The organism is Nocardioides sp. NPDC054178, assembly GCF_055585005.1.
The window spans coordinates 425,221-439,235 of sequence record NZ_JBVJKY010000005.1 but is presented as its reverse complement, the minus strand read 5'-3'; the positions used below and the strand labels follow the sequence as shown (position 1 = coordinate 439,235).

Sequence of the window (14,015 nt, the reverse complement as noted above, 5' to 3'; positions counted from 1 at the left end):
CAGGAACTGACGTGTCGTTGTCAGGAACTGACGTGTCGTTGTCAGGAACTGACGTGTCGTTGTCAGGAACTGACGTGTCGTTGTCAGGAACTGACGTGTCGTTGTCAGGAACTGACGTTTCGCCGTCGAGAACTGACGTTTCGCCGTCGAGAACTGACGTGTCGCCGTCGAGAACTGACGTGTCGCCGTCGAGAACTGACTATTCGGCGAGGTGTTGGGCGAGGGCGAGGAGGTCGCGGTCGCGGCCGGGGGCGGCCACCAGACACAACCCTACCGGGAGGTTCGTGGGGGTGCGGACGGGGATCGAGACGGCGGGGAGGCCGGCGATACCGGCGATGCAGGTGAGGCGCATGGTGTCGTCGCGCACCCCGGCCGCGTCGGCCGCGGTCGGTGCGACCGAGGAGGCGCTGGGGTAGGCGAGGACGCGGTCGCCGACGACGTCGAGGATCTCCGTACGCGCCTGCGCGAGCACCGCACGCGCCTCGGCGGCCTGCTCGCGGGTCACCGACCGGGCCATCTCGAAGCGCCCGCGTACCGCCTCGCCGAGCGTGTCGAGCCGGGTCTCGAGCCAGGCTCCGTGGGCCTGCCACGCCTGGTAGGCCTGACCGGTGACGAACGCCTGCCGCCACGCGTCCAGACGGGCCGGCTCCCAGTCCAGCGGCTTGGCCTCGGGCAGGGCGTCGCTCACCGCGGTGGCCACGTCCTCGGAGGCGAGCCCGACCAGCGACGGCACCAGGTGGATCTCGTCCACCGACGTCGCCGCAGCATCCGGCAGCAGTACGTCACCCACCGCCTGCAGCAGGAACGCCGAGCGCGTCATCCACCCGACGGTGTCGAAGGCCTTGGCGAGCGGAAGCAGGCCGTCGCGCGAGACGGCCCCGTGCGACGTACGGATCCCGTAGAGGCCCTGATAGGCGGAGGGGACCCGGATCGAGCCGCCGGTGTCGGTCCCGAGCCCGATCGAGGCCTGACCGAGCGCGACCGCGGTGGCCGAGCCCGACGAGGAGCCGCCGGGGATCCGGCCGGGCGCCTTCGGGTTCGGCGGCGCCCCGTAGTGGGCGTTGAGACCCGAGAGGGAGTAGGCGAACTCCTCGGTGCGCGCGATCCCGCGGACCGACGCGCCCGCGTCCAGCAGCGAGGCCACGGCGGCGGCATGGGCCGGCGCAGGCGGGGCCTGCTCCAGCCACGCCGGGCTGCCGGCGCCGACCGCGAAACCGGCGACCGCGAAGAGGTCCTTGACCGCGACGCTCTCTCCCGAGAGCGCGCCGTCGGCGGTGTGCGAGGAGACCAGCGGGTCGCCGACGACACGCCAGATCCGGGTGTCGAAGGCCGGCGCCGGCGCCGAGACGTGGGCCGCGGTGACCTGCCAGCCGCCGTACTCGATCCGCACGGGGTCCCGGGCCCACAGCTGCGTCTGCAGCCCGCGTCCGCCGCGGTCGAGCTCGGTGACCGCGACGATCAGCGCGTGGTCCTCGTCGATCACCTGCACATGGGTCTGCACGATGCGCCGCTTGGGCGCGCCGCCGCGCGACCCGCGGAAGGCCGCGATCTGCTCGTGCCCGACGAGGAGCCCGGCGGCGTCGCCGCGCAGGGTGGTCGGGGAATCGGCGAAGAGCGCGTCCAGAGCGGCGATGTCGTCGGACATCAGCGCGCTCTCGTACGCCCGGAAGGCCTGCAGCAGCCCGTGGGGGACCGGCTTGAGCTGGGCGCCGTCCCGAGCTTGTCGAGGGGTCATAGGGCGAAGTCTGCCTTGCGGATCGTGGCGTGTACGCCTTTGACGACGTCGACCACCTGAGAGATCCGGAAGTCGGTGGCCGCCGAGAGATAGGCGTAGGCGTCCTCGGGCGACATCCCGAACCGAGCGCTGAGCAGGGCGATCGCGGCTCGGACACAGTTCTGCGTGGCGACGTCGAGGGACTCGTCGAGACCGGTGGGGATGAGAAATTCCGAGGTCTCCGCCAGCGGCCCGGCGAGCTCGCCGAAGCGCTCGGCGGCCTCCTCGCGAGCGACCAGGTCGAAGCGGAGCGTCGCCCGGAGCGAGGCCTCCAGCGCGGTCAGCGAGACCTCGCCGTCACCCTGCGCGAAGTGCGGGTCGCCGACGTAGGCCAGGGCCCCGGCGACCTGGACCGGCAGATAGAGGGTCGCCCCGGCCGTGAGCAGCCGGATGTCGATGTTGCCGCCGTGCGACCCGGGCGGGACCGAGTGCGGCCGCTCCGACCCGGGGACCGCGACGCCCATGATCCCGAGGAACGGGTCGAGGGCGAACGAGGCCGGCCCGATCACCCCGCGTCCGTCGACGACGGGCGTGAAGACGCTGTGCACCGGCTCTCCGCCGCGCGGGAACTCACCCGGCAGCGCGCCGCGCCCGTGCCGGTTCGACACGACGCCGTAGGGCACGCGTGGCAGCGTCTCCAGCACCGTGATCGCGAGCAGGTCGCCGACCTCGGCACCCTCGATCTCGATCGGCCGCGAGACCACGTGCGGCCCGTCGACGCCGAAGGTCCGCTCATAGCCCGACGCCGCGAGCGCGACCGCGTCGGCAAGGACCTCCGCGACGCCGTGGGCCGAGAAGAATCTCTCCGGGTCCCGGCCCTGGTCCTCGAGGATGCCCTCGTGGGAGATCGTGTCCACCGTCACCGAGGTCCCCGGCGCGATGCTCAGCACGGGGGAGTCCGTCGCGCACGGCAGGCGTCCCCACAGCACGTTGTCGACCTCGGCCGGGAGGTAGGTGGCGGAGGTGATCGGCCCGGTCCCGGGCTGAAGCGTCGTCATGGTCGGGTCGTCGAGATCGGGGCCGGTCATGGCCGCACCGTATGGAACCGATGTTTCACGCTTGTGACGACCGGATCAGCCGGACGGCTCAGAAGACGAGCGCGATGCCCAGCAGCACCGCGATGAGCAAGAGCGCGCCGGCGAGGATGAACCCGGCGGAGAACGCAGGCAGCGGGCGCCGCTCCCGCATGGCGCGCTCGACCCGTGCCCAACGGACCATCGCGAAGACCGTGCACAGGATGGCGGTGAGCACCAGCAGGCCGATCACCCCGACGCGTACGCCCTCGGCGCTGGGCACGCGGAACGAGTGCAGCGCGACCGCGCCGGCCAGCAGGCCGAGCACGGTGCGCGCCCAGGCCAGGAAGGTGCGCTCGTTGGCCAGCGTGAACCGAGGATCCGGCTCCGAGCCGTGGCCGTAGACCCAGTGCGGGTGTCGGGGGTCAGTCATGCCCCCATCGTCCACCACATCGGGTATCGATCTAGATTATTACCCATGGGTAATAGGGAACAGGCTGAGTTCGACCGTGACATCGCGGTCCGCAGGACCGGCGAGAAGACGTACGCGGCCGAGCTCGCCCCCGGCTGGGTGGTCGGCGGCGGCGTCAACGGCGGCTACCTGCTCGCGGTGATCGCCAATGCGCTGCGCGCCCACCTGCCGAACCACCCGGACCCGATCGTGCTCAGCGCGTTCTACGCCGGCGCGAGCACGCCGGGGCCGGCGGAGGTCCGGATCGAGACCAAGCGCGACAAGGGCTCGCTGGCCATCGCGACCGCCGAGCTGTGGCAGGGCGACGACCTGCGGATCACCACCACCGCGACGTACGCCGACCTCGACGGCCTCCACGCCAAGAGCAGCGGCTTCGAGCGGGTCACCGCGACCGAGCCGGAGCTGCCGCCGCTCGAGGAGTGCCTCTCCTCGACCACGGCGCCCGAGGAGGTGAAGCAGTTCGTGCCGATGCTCGACCGCTACGAGCTCTGCGTGCCGAAGGACCAGTTCGTCTGGGGCGGCGCGGCGCCGACGGGCGAGGCCGTCTTCACCGGCTGGTTCCGCCATCACGACCGCGAGCCCGACCCGCTGTCCCTGCTGCAGGTGCTCGACGCCCTCCCGCCGGTCACCTTCGGGCTCGAGCTGCCGGGCTGGGCGCCGACCCTCGAGCTCACCTGTCACATCCGCCACAAGCCGGCACCGGGCTGGCTCAAGGTGACCCACTTCTCGCGCAACCTCTCGGGCGGCATGTTCGAGGAGGACTGCGAGGTCTGGGACTCCGAGGGCAGGCTGGTCGCGCAGGCGCGCCAGCTGGCTCGGCTGCCGCGCGCCTGACCTGACGGCGCCGCGGATCACATCGGGGCGCAGCGGTCCTTCCCGCCGTACGCGTCCCAGTGCCACGCCTCGGGCGCGTACTGCTTCAGCCCGACGCTCAACGCCGTCTTGTTGAGGAATCGCCACACCGCGCTGGCCGGCTCCGAGGCTCGCGTCGCGCAGGTCTTGCCGCCGGTCGCGCTGGGCTGCTCGAAGTCGATGGCGATGCCGAGCTGGTGCGATGAGTAGCCGGGCCGGGCGGTGAGCGTGTAGTCGCCGGCCGGGCAGCCGCCGGTGACGTCCTCCTGGCACAGCGCCTTCTGCTTCTTCATCGTCCGGAACGAGCTGCCCGCGACCAGGTCGACGCCCTGCTTGGCGGCCTTCTTGACCAGCGCCGCCGCGGCCCCGGAGATGCGGGCGTTGACGACGGTCAGGCCGTCGGAGCCGTCGATGTAGTAGGGGTCGCCCTGGGTGCTCTCGGTGCCCGTGTTGGGCAGCCCCTCGACCGCGCAGAGTCGCACCGGGATCAGCTTGCCCTCGTCATACCCCTCGCCCTCGCCGAGGTCCTTCGTTCCCGGCGAGCACACGAGCGCGGTCGAGTCGGCGCGTACGTTGCCGACCGGCTTCGTCGGTGCCGCGACCTGGAGGAGCTTGCCCTCGGTCGCGCCGGCGGCGCGCTGCTCGGAGGCCTCCACGGCCAGCTCGGCGAGGTGACCGGTGACCCCGCCCGCCTCCGTGTCGGCATCCGCCTGGCCGGCGTCCGGTGCCGTCTTCGGGACGTCGTCGGGGCAGGTCGTGACCGACTCGCTCAGCGGCTTCTGGGTGCCGGACGCGAGCGTGATGTTCGCGCACACGACCGTGGTGTGGTCGCGCTTGGCGTAGGTGTCCTGCCAGGTCCGGTAGCCGGCGACCGAGAAGCTGCTCCCCGCCTCGTCGGCCTGCAGCGTACGCAGCCTCAGACCGTCGCCGTAGGCGCCCGGCTGCTCGAGCCAGGTCCCGATGTCGGTGGCCGTGACCTCCCAGCCGACGCTGCGCAGAGACGCGACCGCCACCGCCAGGTCGCTGCCGACGCCGTCGAGGTCGTCGGTCGTGGTCTGCTCCCACTTCTGGCGCTGGTCGTAGAAGTCGTACGCCCCGTAGCCGGCGACCCCGACCAGGACGAGCACCAGCAGTCCCGCGAGCACCTTCGGCCACCGCCGCTTCTTCGCCGGCTCGGGCCCGAACCGGCCCGGACCGAACCCCGGCGGGTACGCCCCGGGCGGCTGCCCCCCGTAGGGCTGCTCGGGGTAGGGCTGCTCGGGGTAGGGCTGGTCCGGGTAGGGCTGATCGGGATACGGCTGGTCGGGGTGCGGCTGCTCCGGGTAGGGCTGCTCGAGGTAGGGCTGACCGCGGTACGGCTGCTGGTCCGGGTAGGGCTGCCGGCCGTAGGGCGGCCGCTCCTGCGGATAGGGCTGCTGCGGCGCCGGTGGGTAGGGCTGCTGGGCCGGGTGGGGCCGCTGCTCGGAGTAGCGCTGCCCGCCCGGGTAGGGCTGACGCTGGCCGGGATGAGGCCGTTGCTGACCCGGGTGGGGCTGCTGCTGGCCCGGGTGGGGCTGCTGTCCCCGGTAGGGCTGGCGAGGCTCACCGGGGCGCCGCGGGGGCCACTGCTGATCGCTCATGATCGGGCCCCGGACGGGGGCAGGCAGGCGATGAGCAGAAGACGGCGGGGCACGGCGTTGGAGCGTACCCAAGAGACACCACTTTCCGGGCGTCTAGGGAACAATCTCACACGTGAACAGCCCCAAGACCGTAGTGGCCGCGGCGATCCTGAGCGCCGACGGCAAGCAGGTGCTCGCCGCGAGACGTACGTCCCCGCCCGAGGCCGCCGGACGCTGGGAGCTCCCCGGCGGCAAGGTCGAGGAGGGGGAGACGCCCGAGGCGGCCCTCGTCCGGGAGATCGGCGAGGAGCTCGGCTGTCTGATCGAGGTGCTCGACTGGATGCAGGGCGAGGCGCCCATCGGCGAGAGCCACCGGCTGGTCGCCGCGACCGCCCGGGTGGTCGCGGGCGAGCCGCGGCCACGCGAGCACGACCAGGTCCTCTGGCTGGCCGCCGAGGACCTCGACTCGGTCGACTGGCTGGAGCCCGACCGTCCGTTCCTCGATGCACTCCGCCACGTGCTCGGAGTGCCCGAAGGGTCGACCCTGCGCGGCATCTTCTTCGAGGAGGAGGACGCCCGCTCGGCGGCGGAGATCCTCGAGCGTGAGGGCTGGACGGCCCGGGTCGGCCGGGAGCGCTACCAGGGCGAGGACGATGACGAGGACCACCCCTGGTCGGTGGAGACCGACGCCCCGGAGATGGTCCTGGAGCTGCTGGTGGACCAGTACGACGGCTGGCTCGACGTCCCCGAGGAGGCCCCGGACGACTCGATCGCCCCCGAACCCGTCGACCTCCCCGACAACCCCAAGCGGATAAAGCGGCCCGACCTTGGCCCCGACCTAGGATCGAGCTCGTGACTTCTGAGAAGAGCCTGCTGCTCGTCCACGCCCATCCCGACGACGAGACGATCGCGACGGGGGCGACGATGGCGAGGTATCTCGCCGAGGGCGCCCACGTGACCCTGGTGACCTGCACGGCGGGGGAGATGGGCGAGATCCTGGTGCCCGAGCTGGCTCATCTCGCCGCCGACCAGGACGACGCCCTCGGCGAGCACCGCCGGGGCGAGATCGCGGACGCGATGACGGCGCTGAAGGCGCCCGACGGCCGCGAGGTCGACCACCGCTGGCTCGGCGGGTTCGGCACCTACCGCGACTCCGGGATGACCTGGAGCGAGGACCGCACCCACGCGCTCCCCGACCCCGACGCCCGCGAGAACGCCTTCTGGTACGCCGACCTCAACGAGGCCGCCGACCACCTCGTCACGATCATCCGGGAGGTGCGCCCGCAGGTGCTGGTCACCTACGACGAGTTCGGCAACTACGGCCACCCCGACCACATCCAGGCCCACCGGGTCGCGACGTACGCCGCCCATCTCGCGGCCGTGCCGACCTACAAGAAGGAGCTCGGCGAGCCCCACGAGATCGACCGGATCTTCTGGACCGCGATCGCGGAGAGCTGGATCCGCGAGGGGTTGCGGGCGGCCCGCGCGGCCGGCGACGTGGACGCGCTCGGCGGGATGGACCCCGAGGGTCCGCTGCCGATGGCCACGCCCGACGTCGACATCGCTGCCGCCATCGACGGCACCGCCTACGCCGACCAGAAGGTCGCGGCGATGCGCGCCTACCCCACCCAGATGGACATGGAGCAGGGCATGTTCGCGATGACCAACAGCCTCGGCACGACCGCGTGGTCCCATGAGCACTTCCGGATCGCCATGGGAGACCTCGACGCGACCGACGGGACCACCCTGACCGACCTCTTCGCCGGGTTGTGAGGCTGCTCGGCGGCGTTGCCCGGTGCGGGGCCGGTCTTCTCCTCGGCCTCCTCGTCGGGGTCTCGGCGGTCGCCGTGCACCCGTGGTGGTGGGGTCTGCTGCTCGCCGTGGCCGCGTCCTCGGCGCTGCTGCTCGTGCTGCCGCGCGGGGCCTCGAGGATCGCGTACGCCGCGGCCTGGGCGATCGTGGTCGCGCTGGCCGCGACGCCGAGGCCGACGGGCGGGTATGCCGTCGCGGGCGATGTGGAGGGATACCTGATGATCTTCTGGGCCGTGCTGATGATCGTGGTGGCCACCGCGACCGTGTCGAGGGTCACGCCACGGGCTGATCAGGACCTCCCCGGGAAGTGACGAACGTCCCAAGATGGGCTACGGGTTCGGCCTAGGGGGGTATAGGTCCTAGGCTCTCCCGCATGTCCACTGAGCCCGAGGCCTTCAAGGCCCCCGAGCCCGCGAAGCAAACTCACGCGGCCGGGTCCAACGCCAGCCGAGCTGGCGCGGACGATGCTGCCATCGAGACGATCATGATCCCGCAGATCGAGATCGACGCCCGTGTTGCCGAGTCCGCGGGTGCCACGCCGGTCGCGAACGTACCCGACGACGAGCCGGACGGTGCGACCAGGATCGTCCCCGGCGGGGGCGACTTCGGCGACGACGCCGCCGAGGAGACCCTGCTGCGCAGCACGATGCTGCGCTCGGAGCTGCCCAAGCGCGCGGAGCTGCCGAAGGACGAGAACTTCCTCTTCGTCTCGAAGAACCGGAAGTTCGCCCCGGAGCCGGATGCGGTCGACGCCGCCCCCGACCTGGCGAGCGAAGCGGCCACCGAGGTGGCGCTCGACGGCCGGGTCCACGACGCCCCCGACTTCGACGACGAGCCTCTCGAGGAGACCGTCGTGGGTGTCGGGCCGTTCGTCGTGCACGAGCCGGCCCCTGCCGACCACTCCGCCTTCGAGCAGCCCCACTTCGAGCAGCCCGCGTTCCAGCCCGCCTTCGAGCAGCCTGACTACGCCCAGCCGGTCGCGGCCGAGAGCAAGCCGCTCGGCACCGGCACCAAGATCGCCGCCGCGCTCGTGGGCGGCGTCGCCATCCTGGCCTTCGCCGGCTGGGCCGCTGCCTACGCGGTGGCCGGGGAGAAGATCGCCGAGGGCACCACGGTCGCGGGCGTCGACATCGGCGGGATGACGGCCGCCGAGGCGACCCCGCTGCTCGACGAGAAGTTCGCCCCGGCCCACAGCCAGCCGATCCACGTGACCGCCGGCGACAGCACGACCGAGGTCAACCCGGCCGACGCCGGCCTGAGCTTCGACGCCGAGGCGACGATCGAGAGGGCCAACGCCGTCCGCAGCTGGAGCCCGCTCAAGCTGTGGCGGCACTTCACCGGCGGTGGTGAGATCGAGCCCGTCATCAAGGCCGACGACAAGCTGATCGCCAAGGTCGCGGCCAAGGTGAACAAGCGTGCCGGCACCCCCTTCAAGGACGGCGACGTCGTCATCAAGAAGGGCAAGATCAAGACCACCCAGCCGGTCGCGGGCGAGGGTGTCAGCAACGACGCGCTCCGCACCGCGCTCGCCGGTCAGCTGCTGGCCGAGGGCGAGCGCAAGGCCGACGTACCGCTCGCGGAGCTCACCCCGGACGTCGACGAGGCCGACGTCCAGGAGGCGGTCGACAAGGTCGCCACCCCGGCGGTCTCCGGGCCGATCACGCTGAAGTTCGAGAAGACCCCGGTGGAGCTGTCCCCGAAGGAGTTCGGCGACGCGATCCGGTTCGACCCGAAGGACGGCGAGCTGCAGGCCTCGGTCGCGCCCGCCAAGCTCAAGAAGGTGCTCAAGAAGGCCCTCGCCGACGACGCCGCGAAGCCGGTGGACGCGACCGTCAAGATGGTCAACGGCGCTCCGAAGGTCATCCCCGCCAAGCCGGGTGTCACCTTCAACCAGAAGGACCTGGAGGCGGTCTTCCTCGACGTCGTCACGGCGCCCTCGGGCGACCGCACCGTCGAGGTGAAGTCGAAGGTCGCCAAGCCGAAGGTCACCACCGAGGAGGCCAAGGCCTGGGGCATCAAGGAGAAGGTCTCCACCTTCACCACCAACTTCCCCTACGCCGAATACCGCAACGTCAACATCGGTCGCGCGGCCGAGCTGGTCAACGGCACCGTGCTCGCGCCGGGGGACACCTTCTCGATGAACGGCATCGTCGGGGAGCGTACTGCCGCCAACGGGTTCACCAAGGGCTGGATGATCCAGAACGGCGTCTTCCGTGAGGACTACGGCGGCGGTGTCTCGCAGATGGCGACGACCACGTTCAACGCGATGTTCTTCGCGGGGCTCCAGGACGTCGAGCACAAGGCGCACTCGCTCTACATCGACCGCTACCCGATCGGCCGTGAGGCGACCGTCGCCTGGCCCTCGCTGGACCTGAGGTTCAAGAACAACACCAAGTACGGCGTCCTGATCCGCTCCTGGGTGAACCCCGCCAGCGGCAGCAGCCAGGGTTCGGTGACCGTCGAGATGTGGTCCACCAAGATCTGGGACATCAAGGCCCGCACCGGCGAGCGCTACGACTTCAAGGCGCCCGGCAAGCAGAAGATCACCGACGGCAACTGCGAGAACACCGTCGGCGCGCAGGGCTTCTCGATCAACGTCTGGCGCGACTTCTACAACGCCGGATCGGGCTCGAAGGTCGACACCCAGACCTTCAAGACCACCTACATCCCGCAGGACGAGGTCGAGTGCACCGACGAGTCCGAGAAGCCGCCGCCCCCGGCCGACCCCAACTGAGTCGAGCCGGCCGGTTCTGACCCAGCCCTTCGCCGAGTCGGCGCGTCATGACGCGCCGACTCGGCGTGGTGGACCGTGACGCGGATCACAACCGTTCGTTGAAGCGGTCATGCGCCCGTTTCTGCTGAGTCTCCTCGCCGCTGTCGCACTCGTCCTGGCCCCGATCTCTGCCCCTGCCGCGGAGGGCTCGAGCCGGACCGGGATCCCGCTGCCGGGATCGCCCTACGGCGACCCTGCCGGCTCCAACGACTGGGCGTGCGTGCCGTCGGCACAGCGCCCGACGCCGGTGATCCTGGTGCACGGCACCTTCGGCGACCGCCGCTCGCTGCTGGACCCGATCTCGGTGGCCATGAAGCGAGCCGGGTTCTGCGTCTACTCGCTCGACTACGGCAACCGCGCGACCGGCGACATCCGGGACTCGGCGGCTCTCCTGGGCGAGTTCATCGAGCGCGTACGCGAGGTCACCGACGCCGACAAGGTCTCGCTCGTCGGTCACTCCCAGGGCGGCATGATGCCGCGCTACTACATCAAGAACCTCGGTGGCGCCGCCCACGTCGAGGATCTCGTCGGCCTCGCGCCGTCCAACCACGGCACCGCGATCATCGTGGACGAGGGCGCGACCGAGGCCACGGGGCTGTGCCTGTCCTGTGCCCAGCAGGCCGCCGGCTCGCAGTTCCTCGCCGACCTGAACGCGGGCGACGAGACCCCGGGCGACGTCTCCTACACCCAGATCATCACCGCGACCGACGAGGTCGTCGTCCCGGCCACCTCGGGCTTCCTCGCCGAGGGTCCGAACACCACCAACGTACGCATCCAGGACGCCTGCGCCCTCGATCTCTCCGAGCACCTGCTCATCCCGACGAGCGCCTCCGCCATCGCGCTCACCCTCGACGCGCTCACCCACGAAGGCCCCGCCTCGCCGGCACTGAAGACCTGCTGACCGTCGGGCGTCCTACGGTTCATCCATGCATCTGGATCTGGTGACGTTCGTCGTTCCCGACTACGACGAGGCAGTGACGTTCTTCCGCGACGTGCTCGGCTTCGAGGTCGCCGAGGACGCCCCGTCGACCACGAACGACGGTCGCCCGAAGCGATGGGTGGTCGTACGCCCGCCCGGCGGTGGCACCGGGTTCCTGCTCGCCCGGGCCGACGGACCGGACCAGGCCGCGCGGGTCGGTGACCAGACCGGCGGCCGGGTGACGTTCTTCCTGCGCGTGGACGACTTCGGTGCTGCGTACGAGAGGCTGGTCGGCGCCGGGATCGAGCTCGTCGGACCAGTGCGCGAGGAGCCCTACGGCACGCTTCAGGTCTTCCGCGATCCCTTCGGGAACCTGTGGGACCTGCTGTCGGGCTGATTCCCTACGGGGTCGGCGAGGAGTAGTAGCGGCAGCGGTGGTGCTCGGTGAAGCCGAGGTTCTCGTAGAGGGCGAGGCCGGGGTCGTTGGTGGTCTCGACGTGCAGCCAGGCGGCGCGGGCGCCGCGCTCGGCGCCCCACTCGAGCAGGGTGGCGAGGGCCTTCGTGGCGAGGCCCCGACGGCGGTGCGCCTCGGCGACCTCGAGGTCGTGGATGGCCAACCAGTCGCGCTCCATCGTGCCCATGATCCGGGCGGTGTCGCCCAGGTTGATCAGCACCTGGGCGTCGTTCGGCTGGACCGAGACCTGGGCGTCCTCGACGGGCGGCGGCAGGATGCGGCGGGTGGCGGCGATCCCGGCGAGCCGGAACTCGACGGTCACGTCCTCGACCCAGCCGCGCGCGACCAGGGCCTCCTCGGCGGCGGAGCCGACCTCGATCTTCGCCCGGGGGCGCTTGTGGCGGGTCCGGTAGAAGGCCTTGACCCGGTCGATCGCCTCCTCGAGCCCGACCCCCGGATCACCGACCGCCAGCGCCGAGTTGGGCCGCCGGCGCACCGAGACCTCGTGGTCGAAGAGCACCCACTCGCCCAACGGCTCCGAGGTGGTGCCGGGGAAGATCGCGGCGCTGAGCAGCTCGGCCTCGCGTACCCCGATCCGCAGACGTACGTTGGGCCGCGGCGGCACCGGTTTGCCGGAGACGATCTCGGCGACGGGCACGCTCACCCGCTCTCCGGACTCACGCTCGATGACGGCGGTGCCGTCGGCCCAGGACGTACAGACTCCGAGGATGTCGGTGAAGGCGGGGCCGCCGGTGGGGCCGGTCTCGCCCGGGACGAGGCGGCGGATGACGATCCGCTGGCCGACGACATGTGGTCCCAGGAGATGAGCAGGCACGTGGGGATACTAGGCTGTCCTCTGAAGGGCCAGTCGTGCCCCTCTGACTTTCGTGATACCCCGCTTGGAGGAGCCCCGAATGACGTACGTCATCGCCCAGCCCTGTGTTGACGTGAAGGACAAGGCTTGCGTCGACGAATGTCCGGTGGACTGCATCTACGAGGGCAAGCGGATGCTCTACATCCACCCCGACGAGTGTGTCGACTGCGGCGCCTGCGAGCCGGTGTGCCCGCCCGAGGCGATCTTCTACGAGGACGACACCCCGGAGGAGTGGAAGGAGTACTACGACGCCAACGTCAAGTTCTTCGACGACCTCGGTTCGCCCGGTGGTGCCGCCCGCATGGGTGAGATCGACAAGGACCACCCGTTCGTCGCCGCCCTGCCCCCGCAGAACCAGGACTGATGCCGACCTCGATCCCGGTCTCGCAGCGTCTGCCTGACTTCCCCTGGGACAAGCTCGTTCCGATCAAGGCGAAGGCCTCGGCGCACGCCGACGGGCTGGTCGACCTCTCGGTCGGGACGCCGGTCGACCCGACCCCGGCGGTGGTGCAGAAGGCCCTCGCCGAGGCTGCCGACTCGCCGGGCTACCCGACCACGATCGGCACTCCCGCGGTGCGTCAGGCCGCGATCGACTGGCTCGCGCGCAACCACGGCGTCACGGGTCTCGGGCTCGAGAACGTGCTCCCCGTGATCGGCTCCAAGGAGCTGATCGGGTCGCTGCCGCTGCATCTCGGTGTCGGCCAGGGTGACCTGATCGCCTACCCGGAGCTGGCCTACCCGACCTACGAGGTCTCCGCGGCTCTCGTCGGCGCCGACACCGTCGCCACCGACTCGCTGGTCGCACTGGGCCCGAAGGCGCCGCGCATCCTGTGGATCAACTCGCCGTCCAACCCGAGCGGCCGGGTGCTCCCGGTCGAGCACCTGCGCAAGACGGTCGAGTGGGCGCGCGAGCGCGGCACGCTGCTGATCTCCGACGAGTGCTACATCGAGTGCGCCTGGGAGGCCTCTCCGGTCTCGATCCTGCACCCGGACGTGTGTGGTGGTTCGTTCGACGGTCTTCTTGCCGTCCACTCGCTCTCGAAGCGCTCCAACCTCGCCGGCTACCGTGAGGCCTTCGTCGCTGGTGACGCCTCGATCCTGGGCGAGCTCCTCGAGGTCCGCAAGAACCTCGGCCTGATGATGCCCGGCCCGCAGCAGGCTGCCATGGTGACGGCGCTCGCCGACGACCAGCACGCCAAGGAGCAGCACGCCCGCTACGCCGCGCGTCGCGCCAAGCTCAAGACGGCGCTGGAGTCGGCCGGCTTCCGCATCGACCACTCCGAGGCCTCCCTCTATCTGTGGTCGACCCGTGACGAGGACTGCTGGACCACCGTCGAATGGCTCGCCGAGCGCGGCATCCTCGCCGCCCCCGGCACCTTCTACGGCCGCGCCGGCAGCCAGCACGTACGCATCGCCTTCACCGCCACCGACGAACGCGTCGACGCGGCCGTCGCCCGCCTCAGCGCCTGACCCC

The 14,015-nt window shown here is 71.0% G+C and carries 14 protein-coding genes; 9 read left to right on the top strand and 5 right to left on the bottom strand.

Annotation, left to right across the window (positions count from 1 at the left end; all coding sequences use genetic code 11):
• Positions 1-199 precede the first annotated feature (199 nt).
• From ACZ6WN_RS20625 to ACZ6WN_RS20615, 3 genes are read right to left on the bottom strand one after another with little or no spacing between them, the layout of a single operon-like run.
• Positions 200-1,735: an AtzH-like domain-containing protein gene (locus tag ACZ6WN_RS20625; protein ID WP_465867181.1), complete on the bottom strand. Its 1,536-nt coding sequence runs from the start codon at positions 1,733-1,735 to the stop codon at positions 200-202.
• Positions 1,732-2,802 carry an acetamidase/formamidase family protein gene (locus ACZ6WN_RS20620; protein ID WP_465867179.1) on the bottom strand — a complete coding sequence of 357 codons (1,071 nt, stop codon included), beginning with the start codon at positions 2,800-2,802 and terminating at the stop codon, positions 1,732-1,734. The genes ACZ6WN_RS20625 and ACZ6WN_RS20620 overlap by 4 nt, the downstream gene beginning before the upstream one ends.
• A 58-nt stretch (positions 2,803-2,860) precedes the next feature.
• On the bottom strand, positions 2,861-3,220 hold the full coding sequence (locus tag ACZ6WN_RS20615) for a YidH family protein (protein WP_465867177.1): 360 nt from the start codon (positions 3,218-3,220) through the stop codon (positions 2,861-2,863).
• A 45-nt stretch (positions 3,221-3,265) separates the two neighbouring features.
• Here ACZ6WN_RS20615 and ACZ6WN_RS20610 point away from each other — a divergent pair, with 45 nt between their 5' ends.
• The gene (locus tag ACZ6WN_RS20610) at positions 3,266-4,093 is read left to right on the top strand and encodes a thioesterase family protein (protein WP_465867176.1); all 828 of its coding nucleotides are present in this window, start codon (positions 3,266-3,268) and stop codon (positions 4,091-4,093) included.
• 17 nt (positions 4,094-4,110) lie between these two features.
• On the opposite strand, the gene ACZ6WN_RS20605 is transcribed toward ACZ6WN_RS20610, so the two are convergent.
• Complete coding sequence (locus ACZ6WN_RS20605; RefSeq protein WP_465867175.1) at positions 4,111-5,730, bottom strand: M15 family metallopeptidase; 1,620 nt, start codon at positions 5,728-5,730, stop codon at positions 4,111-4,113.
• A 112-nt stretch (positions 5,731-5,842) separates the two neighbouring features.
• Between ACZ6WN_RS20605 and ACZ6WN_RS20600 the strand changes: the two genes are divergently transcribed.
• The 6 genes from ACZ6WN_RS20600 (at position 5,843) to ACZ6WN_RS20575 (ending at position 11,610) form a co-directional block, all read left to right on the top strand.
• Positions 5,843-6,565: a (deoxy)nucleoside triphosphate pyrophosphohydrolase gene (locus tag ACZ6WN_RS20600; RefSeq protein WP_465867173.1), complete on the top strand. Its 723-nt coding sequence runs from the start codon at positions 5,843-5,845 to the stop codon at positions 6,563-6,565.
• Complete coding sequence (gene mshB / locus ACZ6WN_RS20595; RefSeq protein ID WP_465867172.1) at positions 6,562-7,482, top strand: N-acetyl-1-D-myo-inositol-2-amino-2-deoxy-alpha-D-glucopyranoside deacetylase; 921 nt, start codon at positions 6,562-6,564, stop codon at positions 7,480-7,482. The genes ACZ6WN_RS20600 and mshB overlap by 4 nt, the downstream gene beginning before the upstream one ends.
• The gene (locus tag ACZ6WN_RS20590) at positions 7,479-7,832 is read left to right on the top strand and encodes a hypothetical protein (RefSeq protein WP_465867171.1); all 354 of its coding nucleotides are present in this window, start codon (positions 7,479-7,481) and stop codon (positions 7,830-7,832) included. The genes mshB and ACZ6WN_RS20590 overlap by 4 nt, the downstream gene beginning before the upstream one ends.
• A 62-nt stretch (positions 7,833-7,894) precedes the next feature.
• Positions 7,895-10,255, top strand: coding sequence for a VanW family protein (locus ACZ6WN_RS20585; protein ID WP_465867170.1), 2,361 nt, complete (start codon positions 7,895-7,897; stop codon positions 10,253-10,255).
• Positions 10,256-10,364: 109 nt separating this feature from the next.
• Entirely contained in the window at positions 10,365-11,195 is an 831-nt protein-coding gene (locus ACZ6WN_RS20580; protein WP_465867169.1) for an esterase/lipase family protein, read from the top strand.
• Positions 11,196-11,220: 25 nt separating this feature from the next.
• The gene (locus ACZ6WN_RS20575; protein WP_465867167.1) at positions 11,221-11,610 is read left to right on the top strand and encodes a VOC family protein; all 390 of its coding nucleotides are present in this window, start codon (positions 11,221-11,223) and stop codon (positions 11,608-11,610) included.
• A 4-nt stretch (positions 11,611-11,614) separates the two neighbouring features.
• On the opposite strand, the gene ACZ6WN_RS20570 is transcribed toward ACZ6WN_RS20575, so the two are convergent.
• Positions 11,615-12,502 (bottom strand): GNAT family N-acetyltransferase, encoded by an 888-nt coding sequence (locus ACZ6WN_RS20570; protein ID WP_465867166.1) that lies wholly within the window; start codon positions 12,500-12,502, stop codon positions 11,615-11,617.
• Positions 12,503-12,581: 79 nt separating this feature from the next.
• Between ACZ6WN_RS20570 and fdxA the strand changes: the two genes are divergently transcribed.
• Positions 12,582-12,905 carry a ferredoxin gene (fdxA, locus tag ACZ6WN_RS20565; RefSeq protein WP_008358813.1) on the top strand — a complete coding sequence of 108 codons (324 nt, stop codon included), beginning with the start codon at positions 12,582-12,584 and terminating at the stop codon, positions 12,903-12,905.
• Positions 12,905-14,011, top strand: a complete 1,107-nt coding sequence (dapC, locus tag ACZ6WN_RS20560) for a succinyldiaminopimelate transaminase (RefSeq protein WP_465867164.1) — start codon at positions 12,905-12,907, stop codon at positions 14,009-14,011. Before fdxA ends, dapC begins: the two co-directional genes overlap by 1 nt.
• Positions 14,012-14,015: the final 4 nt, after the last annotated feature.